The following is a 20,553-nucleotide window of genomic DNA, read 5'->3' on the forward strand; positions in this document are numbered from 1 at the left end:
GAGAAAAGCCCGCCGGAGCGGCGGGCTTTTAAATTACGTTAATCGTCTTCCGGGTCGTCCAGCTCAATCGGCGTCTGATACTCATCCGGCTTAATGACCAGCAGGTCGCAGCGCAGATGGTCGATCACCTGTTCGGCAGTATTGCCGAGGAAAGCGGCAGAAATACCGGTCCGGCCAATGGTTCCCAGGACCACAATCCCGGCCTGCAGATGCTCGGCTAAATCCGGGATCACCTCTTCAGGCAGCCCTTTTTCCACGTGCGTCATGTTCTCGTCGATGCTGAACTTCTGGCGCAGCGCTTTCATCGCCAGCAGATGCTGGCCGCGGATGGCGTCGTTATAGACGCTAGGGTCAAATTCCGGCAGCTCGATGGCGATATTGATCGGGGTAACCGGATAGGCACCCACCAGATGCACTTCGGTGTGGTTGACCTGGTCAGCAAGCTGGATGGTCTCCTTCACCAGCTTTTCGTTGAGCGAATTGTGATAATCCTCTTCGCTCGCAAGGTTCACCGCCACAACGGCTTTCCCGCCTTCAGGCCACGGCTGGTCTTTCACCATCCAGACCGGGCAAGGGCATTTACGCAGCAAATGCCAGTCGGTCGGGGTGAAGATCACGGATTCCAGCTTGTCGTGCTGGTGCGCCATCTTCAGCAGCAGGTCGTGCCCGCCGGCAACCACTTCCTGGATAATGGCTTCAAAAGGTCGGTTATGCCAGACCACTTTAATATCAATAGGCACACCCGCTTCCAGGTAATACTTCGCCTGTTCACGGATCCACGCGGTACGCTGGCTGATGACGCCCTGACGCATAGCGGTGCGCTCGTCAGGCGACAGAAGGGTGGTCATCTCATACGAGAAGTCATAGATCGGCAAAAACGCTTTGATTTTGCCACCAATCCGTTGATGTAAATACACAGCACGTCGTAATGCCGGCTGATCGTCCTGATTCGGATCGATAGCCACCAGCATGTTTTGATACTTTGCCATACAGGTCTCCTTACTACTGTCACCACAGTCTGTAATTAAAAGAGTAACCTATATATCCTGAATGAAACAGAGGGGAGCTTTTGCCAGATCAATAATTCATGAAAATTTATCAGAGGAAAAGTACGGTGGTTGTCACCGCGATAAACGCAATGAACAGCAGCACCATTACCGCTATCGCAAAGGTCGTGGAATCCTGAACGTAGGTTTTTTCCTCCCCCTTCATTGGGCCGACAAGCATGATCCAGATGAAGATAAAGGTCACAGAGGCAATCACGACTGAAACGAAAAACAAACTTTCTCTCAATTCATAACCTCAACGACAACCTTTCAGGCGCTGTGTAGGGACGTGCTACGGTGAAAATGTCTTGAAACGGGGGCGATTATACCAGACCAATAAATCACGTGAATTTATCAGTCTGGTCATCAGCATGCGGAGAGTTATGCCACGTTGCGGGCGTGCCCGGCAAGAACGGCCAGCGCTTCACCGTTTTCGATAGTGATGTATTTACCCTTAACGGCCAGCATACCGCTCTTCTGGAAACGGCCCAGCAGACGGCTGATGGTTTCCACGGTCAGGCCCAGGTAGTTACCGATATCGCCACGGGTCATGGTCAGACGGAACTCACGCGGCGAGAAACCGCGCTCGGCGAAGCGGCGGGAGAGGTTATAGATAAACGCGGCCAGGCGCTCTTCTGCATTCTTTTTGGAAAGCAGCAGGATCATGTCCTGATCGCCTTTGATCTCACCGCTCATCAGACGCATCATCTGCTGACGCAGGTTAGGCATCTTGCCGGACAGATCGTCCAGGGTTTCAAACGGGATTTCGCAAACCATCGAGGTTTCGAGTGCCTGAGCAAAGCTCGGGTGGTGGCCAGTGCCGATGGCATCAAAGCCCACCAGATCGCCAGCCAGATGGAAGCCGGTGATCTGCTCGTCACCCTGTTCGGTGATGGTGTAGCTCTTGATGGTGCCAGAACGGATTGCATAGAGCGATTTCAGTTCGTCTCCCGCTTTAAACAGCGTCTGCCCTTTCTGAATAGGCTTTTTGCGCTCGATGATGTTATCAAGCTGATCGAGTTCATGCTCATTCAGGGTAAACGGGATACAGAGCTGGCTGATGCTGCAATCCTGGCAATGGATAGCACAACCGCCAGACTGAATGCGTCGTATAATTCGCTTTTCCGGGATCATAGGTTTGCTCAAGCCTTAATTGATATTGGTCAATTTTAACATCTTTTTGGTAAGTACGTAAGCCTGACAAACCCTCAATAAGGACAAGTGGCGACATTGTGTCGCCATCTTCTTGAAATTCCACAACTTGATTATGGATTTTTAGCCTAACCGGAAGAAAATTAAGCACAAAAAGCCTGGGATCTAGAGCAAGAGATACCCTTCGTGACGCAGCAGCCATTCTTTTCGCTGCACGCCGCCGGCATAGCCTGTCATGGTACCGTTGCGGCCAATGACGCGATGGCAGGGCACCACAATGCTGACCGGGTTAGAGCCGTTCGCGGCACCCACCGCGCGTGCGGCCCCCGCGCGGCCTAGCTGCTCCGCGAGCTGGCCGTAATGCATGACCTGCCCGCAGGGTATCGAACGCAGGGCCTGCCACACTTCGCGCTGAAAAGGGGTGCCTGCCGTGGCGGTCGGCAGAGTATTGATGATGCTGAGATCGCCTTCGAAGTAGGCCGCAAGCTTATCGCTCAGACCACCCGGATTGGTGGCGCTGATGCGTTCATAACCCTGTGAGCGGTAGTGAACATTCAGCAGTTCTTCCATGCGATCGCTGTGCTCTTCCCATTCGACGGCGCGCAGGCAGAACTGCTCGTCCGCGATCACCCACAGCGGCCCAAGCGGCGTTGCAATCTTATCTTCGAGTAATCTCAGCATTTTCAATCCTTTAGTTCAGCCTCGGGTATATCCCCGGCCCAATCGGCAGGCCGACAAGATACCATGCCACCAGCATCACCAGCCATACCCCTAAAAAGATAAGCGGGTAGGGTAAAACCAGCGAATAATAGGTACCCAGTCTGGCCTCGGGCTTATAGCGCTGCAGGAAGCCTAAAAACAGCGGAACGAAAGGTGAGACGGGGGCCAGCGGGATCACCGACGAGTCAGCGATACGGAACAGGATCTGCGCGAACGCCGGGTGGAACCCCAGCATCATGAACATCGGCACGAAGATCGGCGCCAGAATCGACCAGATTGCGGAGCCGCTGGCGATAAACATGCACAGCAGAGATGACAGCAGCGCCAGGCCGACAAACGCCGGCACGCCGCTTAGCCCGGCGGCCTCCAGCGCGTCGGTCAGACCCACGGCCATAAACTTGCCCATATTGCTCCAGTTAAACATGGCAACGAATTGCGCCAGCGGGAACACCATCACAATAAAACCCGCCATCTCTTTCATCGGCTCGATCATCAGCTGCGGCAGATCGCCCTGACGGCGGATTTTGCCGGTGGCGATACCGTAAGCGAGCGAAACGACAAAGAAAAAGAGAATAATCAGCGGCACGATGCCCTGAATAAACGGCGACGGCAGGACGGTATGTTTAACCGGATCGCGCAATATGCCGTTTTCCGGCACCACCATCAGCGCCACCAGCGCGATAAAGGCCAGCGAGACCGCGCCAGCCACGCGCAGGCCGAAGCGCTGCTCTTTGCTCAGGGTCTCCAGCTTTTCATCGCTACGGCCTTCCCATTTGCCCAGACGCGGCTCGACGATCTTATCGGTAATCAGCCCGCCGACAAGCGTCAGGACAATCACTGAGCTCGCCATAAAGTACCAGTTGTCGATCACGCTGACGTGCATCCCTGCGTCAATGGTTTTCGCCGCCTCCGTGCTGATGCCTGAGAGCAACACGTCGGTGGTGACGATCAGCAGGTTAGCGGTAAATCCACAGCCCACGCCCGCAATTGCCGACAGCAGGCCCGCCACGGGATGACGTCCGACGGCGAGGAAGATCAGCGCCCCCATCGGCGGCATAATCACCAGCGCAGCGTCGGATGAAATGTGGCTGAAAAAGGCGATAAACAGCACCATGTAGCTCGCGTATCGCGCGCTGACGTGGGACGCCATTTTCACCATCAATGCGGGCAGCAAACCCACGCGTTCAGCCAGCCCGGCTCCCAGCACCAGCGCCAGAATGGCTCCGAGCGGGGCGAAGCCGCTGAAGTTCTTAATCACGTTGGGTAAAAACCAGTGCAGCCCGTCAACGCTGAGCAGATTTTTCACCGCCACCAGGCTGCCGTCAGCCGGGCTGCGCACGCTGACGTCAAAGGCTGAGAGCACGGCGGTGGCGACCATCAAAATCACAATCAGATAGATAAACAGCAGGAAAGGGTGCGGCACTTTATTGCCGATCCTTTCAACCCAGCCATAGAGCTTACCGGATGGGGAATGCGAAGGTATGGATGACATACTCATGGGCGTTCCTCGGGAGTGTTGTGTTGTTGTGTTGTGTTTTTTATTTTAAAGGTGACGGTGTCACGTCTTGTGGGATCGGACACACGTACGGTTTTTCTTGTAATTGTTGTTCGAACTCTTCACGGCATTTTTTCAGCAGCGCTGCGTCCTGCAGCAGATTGAGCGCGGTCGCGCCCATCACTTTTCCCGCCAGCAGCATGCCTTTGTGGGCAATGGAGGTTCGCCCCTGCGCCACCAACTGCCAGGTGTGCAGCGGCGTGCCGACGGTAAAGCAGGGGCTGAAGCACTGGGCGACCGGCATTTTCCAGCTGACGTCACCCACGTCCGTTGAACCCGCCAACACGTTATCGGTGATGGCATAGGGCGCGACTTCATCCACCAGAAGCGTCTCCTGATGGCGGCGGGCAAAGGCTTTGCCTGCTTCTCCCCCCGTGGCGGCAATGTTTTTCAGGCTGTTCTGCAGATCGTTGGGCGTCAGCGTGGCGCGGATTTCGCGGGCAAAGTCGCGCTCTTCATCGGTCCACTCCGGCGTGCCGTAGTGCTGCAACGCGCGGTACATTGCCGCCTCAAGCGTGCGGTTCGGCAGGTAGCTGGAGCAGGCTTTATCAAAGCGGCACTCGACGGTGGTTTCGGTCATCATTGCCGCGCCCTGGGCAATTTTTTCGATGCGTTGGTAGATCTGCTGCGCGTCGGCCATCTCCGGGGCGCGGATCAGGTACAGCACTTCAGCCTGCGCCTGCACCACGTTGGGCGAAATCCCGCCGGTGTCGGTGATGGCGTAATGGACGCGCGCTTTCTCTATGATGTGCTCGTTAAGGAAGTTGGTGCCGGTAGTCATCAGCGTCACGGCGTCCAGCGCGCTGCGCCCTAAATGGGGCGAGTTGGCCGCATGCGCCGCCACGCCGTGAAAACGCCAGGCCGCCTGAATGTTGGCGAGCGTGCTGACGTTAAACATCCCGGCAAAGGCCTCCGGGTGCCAGGTGACGGCGGCATCAACGTCATCAAACAGACCTTCACGTACCATAAAGGTTTTCCCGGAGCCGCCTTCCTCACCGGGACAGCCGTAAAAACGCACCGTTCCGCTGCCGCCGTGCTGCTCCAGCCAGCTTTTTACCGCCACCGCGCCCGCAAGCGCTGCGGTGCCCAGCAGGTTATGCCCGCAGCCGTGGCCGTTTGCCCCCGGCGTGGCGGATTGCGCCGTCGCGCAGTGCGCCTGCTGGCTTAGCCCGGCCAGTGCGTCGTACTCGCCCAGCAGAGCGATAACCGGTTTTCCGCTGCCGAAGCTGGCAATAAAGGCATTTGGGATACCGCCTGCCTCGCGGGTCAGCGTAAAGCCCTCGGCTTCCAGCTCGTCAGCGAGCCGTCTGGAGGACCAGACCTCTTCAAAGCGGGTTTCGGGATGATCCCAAATTGCGTCGGCAATATCGGTTAGCGTCTGACATCGCGTATCGATGGCATCGGCAATAAAAGCGTAGTTCTCCTGCATTACACACCTCGCGTCCACGGGAAATTGAGCGCAGTTCGCGCCAGCGTTTCAATGGCGACAGCCATGACCTGCTCATCGAAGTCGAATTTTTCGTTGTGATGTCCGGCGCTCAAATCCGTGCCAAACACCATATACGACGCCATGCCGCCGTTCTGCTGCACGCGGGCCATCATCAGCGTGGCGTCTTCAGAGCCTGCTGGCGCTTTCACCTTATCGATTGCGTGCACAATTCCCGATACCTGGCTCGCCTGTTCACGCAGGTAATCAACCCAGGCCGGCGTCGGCGCGCTGGAGGTGGCGGCCCCCATCAGGCGCATCTCCGCGCTCACGCCATAGAGCGCGGCCGCGCCGGTAATGACAGCCTGCGCGCGTTCAAAGACATACTGGTTTATTGCTTCGCTTTCGCCGCGGGTTTCAACCTTAATCAGTGCATTTGCGGGCACCACGTTGCGGCCGCTACCCGCCTGCATCACGCCGACGTTGACGCGGGAAGCGCCTTCGCTGTGCGGGGCGATGCTGTGCAGGGAGAGGGCGGCCTGCGCGGCGGCAAGCAGGGCGTTACGACCATCCTCCGGTTTGCCGCCCGCGTGTGCGGCAACGCCGGTAAAGTTCACGTCGAACTTGGTGGTTGCCATAAAGTTATCGCTGCCGCAGATCGCCGTTCCGGCAGGGACGCCGGTACCAATATGGATGGCGGTAAAATAATCCACGTCGTCCAGCGCCCCGGCGGCGACCATGGCGCGCGCGCCGCGGGTGCCTTCTTCGGCAGGCTGGAAGATCAGCTTGATGGTACCGTTGAGCTGCGCTTCATTCTGCTTAAGCACCTGGGCCAGCCCCAGGCCAATGGTGGTGTGGCCGTCGTGCGCGCAGGCGTGCATCATTCCCGCGTTGCAGGAGGCAAAACCGTCGCGGAACGGGCGATGGCTGTCGTCGAGCGCTTCACTTAAATCCAGGGCATCCATATCGACGCGAAACGCCAGCGTCGGGCCAGGGCGGCCGGTATTCAGGGTCGCCACAATGCCGGTAAATCCGCCTTCAAACGGTGCCAGCCATTTCTCAGGCACGCCTTGCGAACGCGCACGGGCAAACTCTTTTTCCAGGATGGCGTTATCGGGCAGCCCCATACGGCTCCCGGCATCGACCACGTCGCGACCCATCGCCAGTTTGTAACCCAGCGAGTCCAGGGTTTCCGCGACCTTCGCGGCGGTACGAAACTCTACCCAGCCTGATTCCGCATAATGGTGAAAATCCCGACGCCATGCGATCAGCTGGGGAGCCAATGTCTGGATGTACTGTGCCAGTGTGTCCATGTCTGTTCCTGTCATCATTAAAAAATGTGAACTGCTTCACGCCGTGATAGTTTTTACTTATCACTAACCGTTTTTTCACAGTTTTAACCGTTCAGGAATTACCCTCGCACATCCCTTTCCATTAAAGTAGATGACAGTTTCTTTACTCTGATAAACAACGGTTATCGGTTGAGCTATGTCATTTCAGATTAAATTTCATCAAATTCGGGCGTTTGTTGAGGTTGCGCGCCAGGGCAGCATTCGCGGCGCCAGCCGGACGCTGAATCTCTCACAGCCGGCGTTGACCAAATCCATCAAAGAGCTGGAGGAGGGCATGGCGGCGCAGCTTTTCGTGCGCAGGAGTAAGGGCGTCGCGCTGACCGAATGCGGCGAGGGGTTTTATCAGCGCGCCAGGCTGATTCTGGAAGAATTGCGCGCGGCGCAGGATGACATTCGCCAGCGGCAGGGGGAGCTGGCCGGGCAGATCAATATCGGGATGGGGGCCAGCGTGTCACGCAGCCTGATGCCCGCCGTCATCACTCGTTTTCACGCCCAGCATCCGCAGGTCAAGGTGCGGATTATGGAAGGGCAGCTGGTGTCGATGATCAATGAATTGCGCCAGGGTGAACTGGATTTCACCATCAACACCTATTATCAGGGGCCTTACGACCATGAATTTACGTTCGAAAAACTCTTCGAAAAACCGTTTGCGGTATTTTGCCGGGAAGGGCATCCGGCGACAGGGGCAACATCCATTAACGATCTTCTGCATTATAACTGGACAATGCCAACGCCGCGTGGAAGTTATTATAAGCAATTAGAAGATTTATTTAGCCACCGCTCGCAAATACCGCGAATTGGCGTGGTGTGCGAAACTTTTTCTTCCTGCATTAGCCTTGTCGCGCAAAGCGATTTTTTAAGTATCCTGCCGCAGGAATTAGGCTGTGACCCGCTGCTGGCGCACCGTCTGGTCATCCTGCCGGTTGTCGAATCGCTTCCCAAAGCCGCATATTATTTAATTCAGCGCCGGGATTCTCGACAAACTCCGCTTGCCGAATCATTAATTACGCAATTCAGAAGGGAAGCAAGAAAAATAGTTTTAGGGTGAAATTATCATAATAAAAAAACAGAGCCTGTCCGACATCAGACAGACCCTACAGTACACACAGCAGTGCGTCCTTTCGCAAGTCCTGGGTATTATATCCATGAGGCAGGTAAATTTAGTTATAACACCTTTCCCGAAAAATGAAAGGAAGGTGAATGATTGATTTCACGAAAATTTAACGTAAATCACTTATTTTATCGTTGCTATGGTTTTAGTTAAGTCAGATTTAAGTGCATTTTGTAATTACTATATATATTCATCGGGTTAATATTTGTCTCGCGCCTCACCTTCTAAGGGTTATTGAGGCGCCGGTCTGGCGCAGGTATAGTACAAGCCCAGATGTAGCCGGAGGATTTCCATGAACCCTGACGACAAATCTCTTTTTCTTGACGCCATGGAGGATGTCCAGCCCCTGAAGCGCTGCACCGATATCCACTGGCAGCAAAGCCGTAATACCCGGGCTCGCCAGGACATCGATACCGAACAGCTCGACAACTTTCTGACCCTGGGTTTCCTTGAGCTATTGCCCCTTGACGAGCCGCTGGCTTTTCAGCGCGAAGGCGTTCAGCAGGGCGTTATTGATAAGCTGCGTTCGGGTAAATACTCCCGACAGGCCAGCCTGAATCTGTTGCGCCAGCCTGCTGAACGCTGCCGCCAGATGCTGTATTCCTTTATTCGTCAGGCCAGTCGTGACGGACTACGTAACCTGATCGTCATTCACGGGAAAGGGCGCGAGCAGAATTCGCACCCTAATGTGGTGCGCAGCTATCTTGCTCGCTGGTTAACCGAGTTCGAGGAAGTGCAGGCTTTCTGCGTGGCGCTGCCGCATCACGGCGGCAGCGGGGCATGCTATGTTTCCCTGCGAAAATCCGATGAAGCAAAACAGGACAACTGGGAGCGGCACGCCAAGCGCAGCCGCTAGCGGGCGATATCTTCGCCCGCCTGAGGCTTAAAACGTTTCCCAGTTACTGTCGGGGGTGGCGGTTGCCGTTGCCGGACGCAGCAGCTGCGGCGTTTTAACGTTGGCCGGGCGCGGGGCGGTGGCGTTGACTTTACCGTTCAGGCGAAACGCGGCCACGGCCTGGCGCAGCTGTTCGGACTGGTCTTCCAGCGCCGCTGCCGCCGTGGCGGACTGCTGCACCAGCGCGGCGTTTTGCTGCGTCACGCTGTCCATCTGCGACACGGCGAGGCTCACCTGCTCAATACCGCGGCTCTGCTCGTCGGACGCGGACGAAATCTCGCCCATGATATCGGTCACGCGGGTGACGGCGGCGACAATCTCCTTCATGGTGGTGCCAGCCTCGCTGACCTGCTCAGAACCGGTGTTCACCCGGCTGACGGAGTTCTCGATAAGCCCTTTAATCTCTTTCGCCGCCTGCGCGCTGCGGCTGGCCAGCGTACGGACTTCACCGGCGACAACCGCAAAACCGCGGCCTTGCTCGCCGGCGCGCGCGGCTTCCACCGCGGCGTTAAGCGCCAGAATGTTGGTCTGGAACGCAATGCTGTCAATCACGCCGGTAATATGGGCGATTTGCTGCGAACTGTTGGCAATTTCGTTCATGGTGCGAACCACGTTATCCACGACGTGGCCGCCGCGAGCCGCTGTTTCAGAGGCGTTCTTCGCCAGCAACGTCGCCTGACGGGCGTTATCGGAGTTCTGTTTAACCGTCGCGGTCAGCTCTTCCATGCTGGCGGCAGTTTCTTCGAGCGAGGCAGCCTGCTCTTCGGTGCGGGCGGAGAGATCGTTGCTCCCTGCGGCAATTTCACCCGCGCCGGTGTAGATGGAATCGGTGCTGCCGCGCACGGCGCTGACGGTGGTTACCAGCGATTGCTGCATCTCATGCAGGCCGGCGGCCAGCTGACCCATTTCATTGCGGCCAGAGAGGGCGATATTCTGCGTCAGGTCGCCTCCTGCAATGGCGCGAATATGGTTCATGATGGCGTTGAGCGGTTTTAACAGCAGGTGCTGTAAACCCTGCCAGATCACCACCAGAACGGCAATAACGGCCAGGAAAATAGCTGCCAGCGTCCACTGCATCTGGGTGAAGCTGCTCTGGTTCTCTTCGGTTGCCGCTTTCAGCAGCGTGTTGTTTTCGGCGCGCCAGCGGTTGTAGACCGCTTCCATATCGTCCTGAGCCTGCTGAGCGTCCAGATCGCCATAGGCCTGATAGTTGTCGGCACGCAGATACTCAATCGACAAACGCATCACTTCATGCATCTGATTCCAGGATTTCTGCATCTCGTCGGTTAACGCCGCATTCTGGCCGTTAACCTGCGGCATTTTCTGCCATTCTTTGTTATAGGTTTCCGCTTTAGCCAGAGAGTCGCCTGCGGTGCCGAGCAGTTTGTTAATTGCGGCAAGGGATGCCGGATCGCGCTGGTTTTTCAGGTAGCGAATTGCCACGCGGGTGACGGTGACACGTGTTTTCACCAGCGTGTTCACGCTGTCGCTCAGGCTTTCCTGCTGGGCATTCAGCACGCCGGAGTTCTGGAAGTTATGGCGATCGTTGCTGACGGCAGAGTAGAACAACCCTCCCGTGACAACTTGCAGCAGACAGAATATGGTGAGGGCAAAGATAATTCCGGTAATCACGTGCAGATTTTTCAGCATAGCGGTCGTCCGTTAGAAAAGATGCAGAGGTACACCAATACTATCGTCGTATAGAATTTAAACTTTAATTTAACTCGCGCTTAACTTAGGGCTTCGGTCAGGAACCTGTTGTAAATCCGGATCATTTTGATGAGGAAGGTTAATATGAGCAGCATTGATAAAAGCGGGACGTACGCGCTCGGAACGCGAACGGTTAAACGACTGGGCTACGGGGCGATGCAGCTTGCCGGGCCGGGCGTGTTTGGCCCGCCGAAGGATAAACAAGCCGCGTTGGACGTGCTGCGCGAAGCCGTGGCGGCGGGCGTGAACCATATTGATACCAGCGATTTTTATGGTCCGCATGTGACGAACCAGCTGATCCGCGAGGCGCTTCATCCTTACCGGGACGATCTCACCCTCGTCACCAAGATCGGCGCCCGCCGTGATGACAAAGGGGCCTGGCTGCCCGCCTTTTCCGCGCAGGAACTGACTCAGGCGGTGCATGACAACCTGCGTAATCTGAAGCTGGATGTGCTGGACGTGGTGAATCTGCGGATCATGTTTAGCGCACACGGCCCTGCGGAGGGATCGATTGCTGAACCGCTTTCCACCCTCGCAGAATTACAGCAGCAAGGCCTGGTGCGCCACATTGGCCTGAGCAACGTCACGGCCACGCAGGTGGCGGAAGCGCGGAAGATGGTGCAGGTCGTCTGCGTGCAGAACATGTACAACATTGTGAACCGCGGCGATGATGCGCTGGTAGATTTACTGGCGCAGCAGGGGATTGCGTATGTGCCGTTCTTCCCACTGGGAGGCTTTACGCCACTGCAGTCTACCGGCCTGCAGGCCGTCGCGGATTCCCTGGGCGCAACGGCGATGCAGGTTGCGCTGGCATGGCTGTTGCAACGGTCGCCGAACATCCTGCTGATCCCCGGTACTTCATCCGTGGCGCATCTGCGGCAAAACCTTGCGGCGGGAGAGGTGCAATTGCCGCCTGAAGCACTTGAAAAACTGAATGCTCTGATGGGTTAATCACGGCATGGGCAAAGCCGGAAGGACACTTCCAGACTTTGCCCGATCAGACTCCGCATTGACTTTTCTGTCTGTGAAGCGCTAACGCTTCTGCCACAATCTCCTGCTTGCTTTTACGCGTCTCAAAGGCGGTGATTCTGATGTATTCCATCAAATCAGGCTCAATGCGGGCGCTCAACATCCTGAGATCGGCCTCCTTTGCTAAACCGCGGGCAACTCGCTTGTCGGGATAGTCACGGGCTGGCATAGAAAACGTCCTCCAAAAGTCTTGATAATTCGTGCCCTAAAATATGCGTCACTCTTATATAAAAGTCAATTGATAGTGTTTGTGTAGTAATTTGGTGATCTTTCGTTTTTCACTTTAAGTGATTTTAAAGTGTTTGTTTGTGACTTTCTTATGACTTGCGTTTAACCCATCTGCGACCGCCCGCACAAGAGATGGCTGAATTAAATCCGCTCAAACTTCAAGGCGTTTGCGGTCTTTGTCGGAAATGACCTTGATCCTGTGCCGTAATCCGTAATACTGTGTTTATATACAGTATCTGGCGGGAAAGGCATTTATGGACACTCTCTTTTCTTATCATCCAAAACAACCTATTGAATTACCTCTCTATCTTGAGCGCGTTGCCTGTGGCTTCCCAAGCCCTGCGCAGGATTATGTGGAGGATCGTCTCGATCTTAACCGGCTGGCAGTCAGGCACCCCAGTGCGACTTACTTTATCAAAGTGAGCGGGGACTCCATGATCGACGCGGGGATTAGCGACGGCGATCTGCTGGTGGTCGACCGTTCGTTGAATGCTGAACATGGGGATATCGTTGTGGCGTCGGTCGCCGGTGAGTTCACGGTGAAAGAGCTACAGACCCGTCCGGTTCTGAGACTGTTGCCGCGTAATGCCCGCTATCAGCCGATCGCCTTTCAGTCCGAAGAGGAGCTGCAAATCTTCGGTGTCGTCACTCATACGCTTAAAACGCATAAACATGTTCGCGCTGGTTGATGTGAATAGTTTCTATGCCTCCTGCGAGAGGGTGTTTCGCCCCGATCTGGTGGGTAAACCCATCGTGGTGGTGTCCAATAACGACGGCTGCATTATTTCGCTGTCGCGAGAGGCAAAGCAGTTCGGCATAAAAATGGGGGAACCCTATTTTAAATTCAAAGAGAAGGGTTATCCGTCGCGGGTTTACGTCTTTAGCTCGAACTATGCGCTGTATGCCGACCTCAGCAGCCGGGTGATGCAAACGCTGACCGATCTCGCGCCGGCCATTGAGATCTACTCCATTGATGAAGCATTTGTGAACGTTTCGGGTGTCAGCAACTGCCTGTCGCTGGAAGCATTCGGTCATCAGATGCGTACGCAGGTCTTCAAAAACACAGGCTTAACCGTTGGCGTCGGGATTGCGCCGACCAAAACGCTGGCGAAGCTGGCCAACTATGCGGCGAAGCGGTGGTCAGCCACCGGGGGCGTGGTCGATCTCTCGGATCGTGAACGGCAGCGTAAGCTGCTGGCAAAGGTTCCGGTGGAGGAGGTGTGGGGAGTAGGACGACGCATCACGAAAAAGCTCAACGCGATGGGGATTACCACGGCGCTGGAGCTGGCGGAAGCGTCATCCTGGGTCATCCGCAAACATTTTAACGTGGTTATGGAGCGCACGGCACGCGAGCTTCGCGGTGAGCCCTGCCTCGATCTGGAAGAGTTTACCCCTACGAAGCAGCAAATTATCTGTAGCCGCTCGTTTGGACACCGTATTACGCAGTACGAGGAGATGCACCAGGCCATTTGCGCCTATGCGGAACGCGCAGCAGAGAAACTGCGCGGCGAGCATCAATACTGTCGTTTTATCAGCGTGTTTGTACGCACCAGCCCGCACGCGGACAACGAAATTTATTACGGCAATCAGGCTTCCGTCACCCTGATGACGCCCACCAATGACTCGCGCGATATCATCCGCGCCGCCACGGAGGCGCTGGGGCGTATCTGGCTTGACGGGTATCGCTATATGAAAGCCGGGGTCATGCTGGCGGACTTTTTCAGCAGCGGCGTCGCTCAGCTTAACTTGTTTGACGATAACCGCCCGAGCGTCAACAGCGCGGCGCTGATGGAGACGATCGACAGCCTGAATCATTCCGGCAAAGGGAAGATATGGTTTGCCGGGCAGGGGATTGAGAAATCCTGGGCGATGAAGCGTGAGATGCTGTCACCGGCTTATACGACGCGGTACGCGGATTTACCGGTGGCGCGGTAGGAGGCGGTTATTTTGCGGGGGCGTGCTCCGCGATCTCAATCAGCAATTGCTCAATCACGCCGACGACGCTTCGCACGCGTTGCGGAATAAAGCGGGCGTCAGGATAGACGGCATAGAGAACGCGATCGGGCAACCGCCAGTCGGGCAATACCGGCACCAGCGTGCCGGTTTTCAGCGCCCTGGCCGCAAGCGGTCGCTGCATACCGCCGATACCGATGCCCGCCTCCAGCGCCCGTAGCAGCGCGTCGCTGGTGTTGGCGCGGAAAACGGTATTCACTTTTACTTCGATCGCTTCTTCATCCGTGATGAGCCGCAGGGGGGCATCCAGCGGGATGCCGCTAAAGCGCACGTGGGGCAGCGTGGTCAGCTCGCTCACGTCGTGCACCGCCTGAAAGCCGGGGGCGGCGAACAGCGCGCTTTCAATACGCGCCAGCACGCGGGCCGCATGCGCCTGCGGGGGCTCACTGCCCAGCCTAATCGCGACGTCCACGCCCTCCGTCACCAGGTCTGCAAGGCGGTCATCAAGAGAAAGTCTGAGATGTAATTCTGGATGCAGGCGCTGCAGCTCCAGTAGATGTGGCAAGACGATCTTCCCCAGGCCGCTCGGCAGCTGGACATGAACGTTTCCCTGAAATTGATGATCGACCGGCGCCAGCCGTCCCTCCGCTTCCCGCATGGCGTCCAGCAGCAGCTGCATGTCGCGGCGGTAACGTTCTCCCTGTTCGGTCAGCTTCATTGCACGCGTTGTTCGGTGCAGTAACACCACGCCCAGTTCTTGTTCAAGGGCGGCGATCTGCTGGCTGACGGCGGACTGCTTCATCCCGCTCCGACGGGCTGCGGCAGAAAAAGAGCCTGCGTCCGCGACGCAAAGAAAGGTGGAAATGGCGTTGAGCTTATTATTCATTTAATGGTTTTTCTGATAAGTGCTATCGGATGGAGGGGGTATTCACTAAAAAAATAATATATGACACTGCATCTGTCACCCTTTCTGGAGAAACACGATGGATAAGATGCAGCAACAAAATGTCGCCCTGGTCGCGGGCGCGAGCGGAATTGTCGGCAGACAGCTTGTTAAAACGCTTCTGCACAATGGATGGGAAGCGATCGGCCTGAGCCGTCAGGCGTTATCCCATCCTGACGGCATTCCAGTGGTGAACGTCGATTTGCTGGATGCTAAGGACAGCGCGCGGGCGCTGCAATCGCTGAGCAGGGTTACCCATCTCTTTTACAGCGCCTGGGTTAACGCCGCGAACTGGACAGAGATGGTTGAGCCGAACGTCACTATGCTGCGTAACCTGGTCAGCACCCTCGAAAAAACGGCACCTTTGCAGACGGTCAGCCTGATGCAAGGCTACAAAGTGTATGGCGCACACCTGGGGCCGTTTAAAACTCCGGCACGCGAAAGCGATCCTGGCGTGCCCGGTGCAGAATTTAACGCCGCGCAGCTCGCGTGGCTCAGCCAGTTTCAGCAGGGGAAACGCTGGCACTGGAATGCCATTCGGCCGGGCGTGGTGGGCAGTGCGGTGCCCGGTAATACCATGAACCTTGCGCTGAGTATCGCCCTGTATGCCTCTTTGTGTAAGGCGCTGGGGTTACCGCTGCGTTTTCCCGGTTCGGAACAGACCTGGCACAGCATTGTGGATTATACCGATGCCGGACTGCTGGCGGAGGCCACGCTGTGGGCGGCTACGTCACCGGCAGCACATAATCAGGCGTTCAACGTGAATAATGGCGATATCTGGCGCTGGAGCGAACTGTGGCCGCGCATTGCCCGCTGGTTTGAACTGGACTCTGCGCCGCCGGTGAGGTTGTCGTTTCACCAGCTGTTTACGGACTATCGCGGCGTATGGCGCGATCTTGCCGGGGAAGGGCTGGTGGAAGCGGATATTTTGCAGCTGAGCGATGGGCAGTTTGCCGATTTCGTCTTCAGCTGGAACTACGACATGTTTGGTGACGGGAGCAAGCTGCGGCGGTCGGGCTTCACGCGGATGCAGGCGACGGATGAGATGTTTTTCAGCCTGTTCGCGCAGCTGAGAGCGGCGCGGATTATTCCCTGATAAATCTGGGCGTCCAGGTGCAAGCCAGGACGCCGGGGGATTTACTCAACCGTTAAGGCATTAACAACCTCGGCCACGCTTTTCACGCTGCGGATGTTCCCAATCCCCGTGCCGAGCGCGATATAGCCTTCATCGGTATTATCTTCCAGCATGCCCAGGCGCAGACCCCGTAATCCTCCCATCGCCTTGCCCAGCGCTTCGTTGCTTGCGCCTGCTTTATCCATCGACGCCAGTTTTTCCGCCAGCTTGCCGGGAAGAGCGCGGTAGTAATGGGGCACGGTGCGGAAAAGCAGCAAATCGAGACCGTTGGCAGCAACAATTTTCTCTTTGACTCCCTGCGGCACGCGGCTTTCTTCCGTGCTGATAAAGACCGACCCGGCAAACACGCCTTCCGCGCCTAATGCATGGGCCGCTCTGGCGGTGCGATTATCGGTAATGCCGCCCGCGGCCATCACCGGGATGTGCTTCACGGCATCGGCAATCAGCGGCACGATGGAAAAGGTGCCAAGCACCGTTGCGGGTAACGTTCCGCCCTCATCAAAACCGGTAGCAACAATAATGTCAGCCCCCATTTCTTCTGCGAGGCGGGTGTTCTCCGGCGTTGGATTGATGTCGCGGTAGATAATGGCGATACCCGCCTCTTTTAACTCGCTGAACAGCGCGGGAATAATGCTGCCTTCCCCGTAGCCCGTATACACCACGGCCCTGACGCCTTCGTCTTTCACCACCTGAAGAATAGGCCCAGTCCAGACGTCATTAACGGCCGTGGGGATCAGGTTCACGCCAAACGGTTTTTCGGTCAGCCGTTTGGTTTTACGAATTTCTTCGCGCATTTTTTCGGCGGTCTCTTCCGGCGTGGAGACCGCCGTGTCGGCGGTTAAACCGGCATTGGGCCCCAGCACGCCGAGCCCGCCGGCATTGCTGACCGCGGCGACCAGGCGGGCATCCGTGAGCCAGGATAACGGCCCCTGAATAACAGGTTTTTCGATACCCAGGATCTGACAAATACGGTTATTTTTCATAGCAGACTCTCCCTTACGTTTGAATGGGGAAGAGTGTAGGGCGCAGGATTGTTAGGAAAAATAGCCAAAAAAATTCATCACTGTTATAAAATTAATAACAATAACGTTATTCTGATCGCGGCAAAAGCATCCCTTATGCAAATAAACCTCTTTGAAGCTATTCGAATTTTTATTGAAATTGTCGAGTCGGGGAGCCTGACCCAGGCTGCGGAAAATCTGCAGGTCCATCGCCCGGCGGTCACCAAAGCGTTACAGCTTCTGGAGCAGCACAGTGGCACGCGTTTGCTGCAGCGAACAACGCGTCGAATCAGTCTGACGCCGGATGGCGATGCGTTTTATCGCCGGAGTAAACCTCTGCTGGCGCAGGCGGACGAATTACTGGAGTCGTTTGGTACGGACCGGGCAATACACGGTCAGCTGCGTGTGGATATGCCGGTCTCTTTTGCCACGCTACGGGTGATCCCTAATCTGCCTGATTTTTATCGGCAGCATCCTGAAATCGACATCATTCTGAGCAGCTCTGACCGCCGTCGGGATATGCTCAGGGACGGTCTTGACTGCGTGCTGCGGGTGGGAGAGCTGGAGGACGGCGAGTATATCGCGCGTAAAATCGGGAACATCAACATCACGACCTGCGCCAGCCCGGCCTGGCTGGCAAAACACGGTACGCCAGAAACGCCGGATGATTTACGCAAGCATCAGGCCATCAACTGGATTAATAACCGCAGCAGACACATTCAGCCGTGGACGTTTACCACGCCGGAAGGCATCGCGGAGATTACCCTGCCCGGTAAGCTTGTCGTGGATAACTCCGAGGCCTACATTGCGGCTGGCCTTGCCGGGCTGGGGTTAATGCAGGGGATGAATCTTTTTCTCCAGCCTTACATTGACCGCGGTCTTCTGGTTGAAGTCTTGCCAGACTATCGCTCGCCGGACCGCAAGCTGTCGCTGCTCTATCCACACCGTCACCTCTCCCGCAAGGTGCGGGTCTTTACCGAGTGGCTGGAGAGTCTGGTGTGAAAGCGGCCAGCTCGTGACACAGCGCGCCAATCTGGTCCACGGCGTTCAGCAGGCGGGGCGTGGGTTCGTTTGCGCAGTTCAGCCGCAGAAAATGCGTTAACTCTGCTCTCGGGGAAAACAGGGGGCCAGGGCTGACGCCGATGCCCAGCGCCAGCGCACGACGGTGCACCTCCAGCGCACTGACCTGCTGAGGCAGTTCTACCCACAGCAGGAAACCGGCTGCGGGTACGCTAACGCGCGTGCCGGGTGGGAAGCTGGCCTCGACCCGCGCGACAACGGCGTGGATCCCCTCTGCGACCCGGCGCTTTAGCCTCCGGAGATGGCGATCGTAGTCGCCGCTTGCCAGCATCTCGCTCGTTGCGGCTTCCAGCAGCGGCGTGCCGGCCCAGTCTCCGGCCATGCGGGCCTGTAAGACCTGCGGGTGGTAGCGTCCGGCGGCAATCCAGCCGATTCGCCAGCCCGGCGCAAGCGTTTTAGACAGGGAACTGCAGTAGATCACATTCCCGCTCTGGTCGAACGCCTTGCAGGCCGGAGGACGTTGCCCCTCGCCGACCAGGTCACCGTAAACATCATCCTCAATCAAAGGAATTTCTGCCTCTTCAAGCAGGGCAACCAGTTCCTGCTTGCGCGCGACGGGCATGCTGGCACCCAACGGGTTTTGCACGGTGGGCGAGGCCAGAACGGCAGCAGGGCGGTGGCAGCGAATGGCGTCCGCCAGCGGTTCCAGCAGCAGGCCTTCGACAGGGTCGGTGGGGATCGCTAAGGCCTTCAGGCCTAAATCCTCCAGCAGCAGGAGCGTGCCAAAGTAGGCGGGCTGCTCAATCGCCACGACATCGCCTGGCTGGCACACGGCCCGAAGGGCCAGGCGCAGCGCCTGCGTCGCACCTGCGGTAATAATCAGATCGTCTGCGCCGAACCGGGCTCCCCACTGTGCAGAACGCGCGGCAATCTTACTTCGCAAATCCCCTCTTCCCGGAGGCAGGCTGTAGCTCTGTCCATGCGCGTCCAGACGACGACCCGCAGAGTGCAGCGCCCGCTGCAGCGCATCTCCCGGCAGCCACGCGGGATCGGGCAGGGCGGCGCCCAGCGGGATCAGCCTGGCTTCTGCACTGCTGAACAGCGACCGGGCCACGGCGGACATGGTGACGGGGACCGGGCCAGGTGAGGAACGTGCGGGCTCCACGCGCGGAGGCAGGCTGGTCTGGCGGATGTAATAACCTGAACGCGGGCGCGCAACAATCAGCCCTTCAGCCTCAAGGCAGCGAAGGGCCTCCAGCGCCGTCGGAAGGCTAACGTGCTCGCGCTCGGCCAATTTACGTGCGGAGATCATCCTGTCACCGGCGCGCAGCGCGCCAGAGGTCAGCGTGAGGCGCAGCATCTCAGCAATTCGGCGATAGTGTGGGGACGACTGGGACGGGGCGGACATGGGGATCTGTTCAGGCTAATTTTCGATAAAACTGACTATACAGCCAATGATGCACGCCATCTATAGTGTCCGGCATGTTCAGGACAAGGAGGCATTATGCACAGCGATAATTTCAACATTTCCACCTATTTCAAACGTATAAACTACACCGGACCGGCGGCTGCCGATACGGCCACCCTGCATGCGCTGATGCGCCATCAGCTCTTTTCCGTTCCCTTTGAGAATCTGGACGTGCAGGCGGGTAAAATTGTCTCGCTGGCGCCAGACGACATTGCCGATAAGGTGTTAACGCAGAGGCGCGGCGGCTACTGCTATGAGGTGAACGGGCTTTTTGCCATGGCGCTGGCGGCGTTAGGGATACCTTACCGATTCGTGGCGGCGCGGCCGATGTTCTACCCCGTGCGGCGGCCGAAAACCCATATGGCGCTCATCGCTGAGGTAGATAGCCGACTGTGGCTTTGCGACCTCGGGTTTGGCAGCTACGGAATTCGTGCGCCGATGGCGCTGGACACGCTTGATGTGGATATCACGCAGGATTTCGACACGTTTCGACTAAGCCGCAGCGCGGAGGGCGAATATCTGCTTGAGGCGAAGGTGGGGGGAGAATGGGCCCGGCAGTATGGCTTTGATCTCACGCCTCAGGAATGGATTGATTTTGTTCCGGCCAACTACCTTAACTCCACGCACCCGGATGCGATCTTTGTGCAGAAGCGGGTGGTAGTGCAGCATGGCCCCGAAGGACGCGAGATTTTGCTGGGCGATATGCTGAAAACCATCACGGCGAACGGCACTGAAACGCGGCAGCTGGCGGAGGATGAAATTCGCCATGTCCTGAAGGACCGTTTTGCGCTGACCGCCGCGTAATCAGC

General features: G+C 57.0%; 20 protein-coding genes. 8 read left to right on the plus strand and 12 right to left on the minus strand.

Going from position 1 to position 20,553, the window contains the following annotated elements; translation table 11 throughout:
- Positions 1 to 38 precede the first annotated feature (38 nt).
- From uspE to HBM95_10170, 7 genes are all read right to left on the minus strand, one after another.
- Entirely contained in the window at positions 39 to 989 is a 951-nt protein-coding gene (gene uspE / locus HBM95_10140) for a universal stress protein UspE (protein ID NIH43289.1), read from the minus strand.
- A gap of 109 nt (positions 990 to 1,098) precedes the next feature.
- Positions 1,099 to 1,293: a hypothetical protein gene (locus HBM95_10145; protein ID NIH43290.1), complete on the minus strand. Its 195-nt coding sequence runs from the start codon at positions 1,291 to 1,293 to the stop codon at positions 1,099 to 1,101.
- Positions 1,294 to 1,427: 134 nt separating this feature from the next.
- Positions 1,428 to 2,180 (minus strand): fumarate/nitrate reduction transcriptional regulator Fnr, encoded by a 753-nt coding sequence (gene fnr, locus HBM95_10150; protein NIH43291.1) that lies wholly within the window; start codon positions 2,178 to 2,180, stop codon positions 1,428 to 1,430.
- A 183-nt stretch (positions 2,181 to 2,363) separates the two neighbouring features.
- Positions 2,364 to 2,879: a methylated-DNA--[protein]-cysteine S-methyltransferase gene (gene ogt / locus HBM95_10155; protein NIH43292.1), complete on the minus strand. Its 516-nt coding sequence runs from the start codon at positions 2,877 to 2,879 to the stop codon at positions 2,364 to 2,366.
- Between the two features lie 10 nt (positions 2,880 to 2,889).
- Positions 2,890 to 4,416: a p-aminobenzoyl-glutamate transporter gene (abgT, locus tag HBM95_10160; protein NIH43293.1), complete on the minus strand. Its 1,527-nt coding sequence runs from the start codon at positions 4,414 to 4,416 to the stop codon at positions 2,890 to 2,892.
- Between the two features lie 40 nt (positions 4,417 to 4,456).
- On the minus strand, positions 4,457 to 5,902 hold the full coding sequence (locus HBM95_10165) for an amidohydrolase (protein ID NIH43294.1): 1,446 nt from the start codon (positions 5,900 to 5,902) through the stop codon (positions 4,457 to 4,459).
- A complete protein-coding gene (locus HBM95_10170) occupies positions 5,902 to 7,212 on the minus strand; it encodes a M20 family metallo-hydrolase (protein NIH43295.1) in 1,311 nt (436 codons plus the stop codon). The genes HBM95_10165 and HBM95_10170 overlap by 1 nt, the downstream gene beginning before the upstream one ends.
- Before the next feature lie 175 nt (positions 7,213 to 7,387).
- Here HBM95_10170 and HBM95_10175 point away from each other — a divergent pair, with 175 nt between their 5' ends.
- Both HBM95_10175 and smrA read left to right on the plus strand, forming a co-directional pair.
- A complete protein-coding gene (locus HBM95_10175; GenBank protein ID NIH43296.1) occupies positions 7,388 to 8,299 on the plus strand; it encodes a LysR family transcriptional regulator in 912 nt (303 codons plus the stop codon).
- Positions 8,300 to 8,654: 355 nt separating this feature from the next.
- Positions 8,655 to 9,218 (plus strand): DNA endonuclease SmrA, encoded by a 564-nt coding sequence (smrA, locus tag HBM95_10180; GenBank protein ID NIH43297.1) that lies wholly within the window; start codon positions 8,655 to 8,657, stop codon positions 9,216 to 9,218.
- Between the two features lie 27 nt (positions 9,219 to 9,245).
- On the opposite strand, the gene HBM95_10185 is transcribed toward smrA, so the two are convergent.
- The gene (locus HBM95_10185; GenBank protein NIH43298.1) at positions 9,246 to 10,907 is read right to left on the minus strand and encodes a HAMP domain-containing protein; all 1,662 of its coding nucleotides are present in this window, start codon (positions 10,905 to 10,907) and stop codon (positions 9,246 to 9,248) included.
- A 144-nt stretch (positions 10,908 to 11,051) separates the two neighbouring features.
- On the opposite strand from HBM95_10185, the gene HBM95_10190 reads away from it, so the two are divergent.
- Entirely contained in the window at positions 11,052 to 11,918 is an 867-nt protein-coding gene (locus HBM95_10190) for an aldo/keto reductase family oxidoreductase (protein NIH43299.1), read from the plus strand.
- 46 nt (positions 11,919 to 11,964) lie between these two features.
- Here HBM95_10190 and HBM95_10195 read toward each other — a convergent pair whose 3' ends face one another.
- Positions 11,965 to 12,165: a hypothetical protein gene (locus HBM95_10195; GenBank protein NIH43300.1), complete on the minus strand. Its 201-nt coding sequence runs from the start codon at positions 12,163 to 12,165 to the stop codon at positions 11,965 to 11,967.
- 313 nt (positions 12,166 to 12,478) lie between these two features.
- On the opposite strand from HBM95_10195, the gene umuD reads away from it, so the two are divergent.
- Positions 12,479 to 12,913, plus strand: a complete 435-nt coding sequence (gene umuD, locus HBM95_10200) for a translesion error-prone DNA polymerase V autoproteolytic subunit (protein ID NIH43301.1) — start codon at positions 12,479 to 12,481, stop codon at positions 12,911 to 12,913.
- Positions 12,897 to 14,159, plus strand: a complete 1,263-nt coding sequence (gene umuC, locus HBM95_10205) for a translesion error-prone DNA polymerase V subunit UmuC (protein NIH43302.1) — start codon at positions 12,897 to 12,899, stop codon at positions 14,157 to 14,159. The genes umuD and umuC overlap by 17 nt, the downstream gene beginning before the upstream one ends.
- Positions 14,160 to 14,166: 7 nt before the next feature.
- Here the strand turns inward: umuC and HBM95_10210 are convergent, their stop codons facing one another.
- Positions 14,167 to 15,063: a LysR family transcriptional regulator gene (locus HBM95_10210; protein NIH43303.1), complete on the minus strand. Its 897-nt coding sequence runs from the start codon at positions 15,061 to 15,063 to the stop codon at positions 14,167 to 14,169.
- Between the two features lie 97 nt (positions 15,064 to 15,160).
- On the opposite strand from HBM95_10210, the gene HBM95_10215 reads away from it, so the two are divergent.
- A complete protein-coding gene (locus HBM95_10215) occupies positions 15,161 to 16,216 on the plus strand; it encodes an SDR family oxidoreductase (GenBank protein ID NIH43304.1) in 1,056 nt (351 codons plus the stop codon).
- Between the two features lie 41 nt (positions 16,217 to 16,257).
- On the opposite strand, the gene HBM95_10220 is transcribed toward HBM95_10215, so the two are convergent.
- On the minus strand, positions 16,258 to 17,238 hold the full coding sequence (locus HBM95_10220) for a nitronate monooxygenase (protein ID NIH43305.1): 981 nt from the start codon (positions 17,236 to 17,238) through the stop codon (positions 16,258 to 16,260).
- 135 nt (positions 17,239 to 17,373) lie between these two features.
- Here HBM95_10220 and HBM95_10225 point away from each other — a divergent pair, with 135 nt between their 5' ends.
- Positions 17,374 to 18,258: a LysR family transcriptional regulator gene (locus HBM95_10225; GenBank protein NIH43306.1), complete on the plus strand. Its 885-nt coding sequence runs from the start codon at positions 17,374 to 17,376 to the stop codon at positions 18,256 to 18,258.
- On the opposite strand, the gene HBM95_10230 is transcribed toward HBM95_10225, so the two are convergent.
- Positions 18,230 to 19,684 carry a PLP-dependent aminotransferase family protein gene (locus HBM95_10230; GenBank protein ID NIH43307.1) on the minus strand — a complete coding sequence of 485 codons (1,455 nt, stop codon included), beginning with the start codon at positions 19,682 to 19,684 and terminating at the stop codon, positions 18,230 to 18,232. The genes HBM95_10225 and HBM95_10230 overlap by 29 nt on opposite strands.
- Positions 19,685 to 19,780: 96 nt before the next feature.
- Here HBM95_10230 and HBM95_10235 point away from each other — a divergent pair, with 96 nt between their 5' ends.
- A complete protein-coding gene (locus tag HBM95_10235) occupies positions 19,781 to 20,548 on the plus strand; it encodes an arylamine N-acetyltransferase (protein ID NIH43308.1) in 768 nt (255 codons plus the stop codon).
- Positions 20,549 to 20,553 lie beyond the last annotated feature (5 nt).

Source organism: Enterobacter asburiae, from assembly GCA_011754535.1.
In the GTDB taxonomy this organism is placed as follows: Bacteria; Pseudomonadota; Gammaproteobacteria; order Enterobacterales; family Enterobacteriaceae; genus Enterobacter; species Enterobacter cloacae_N.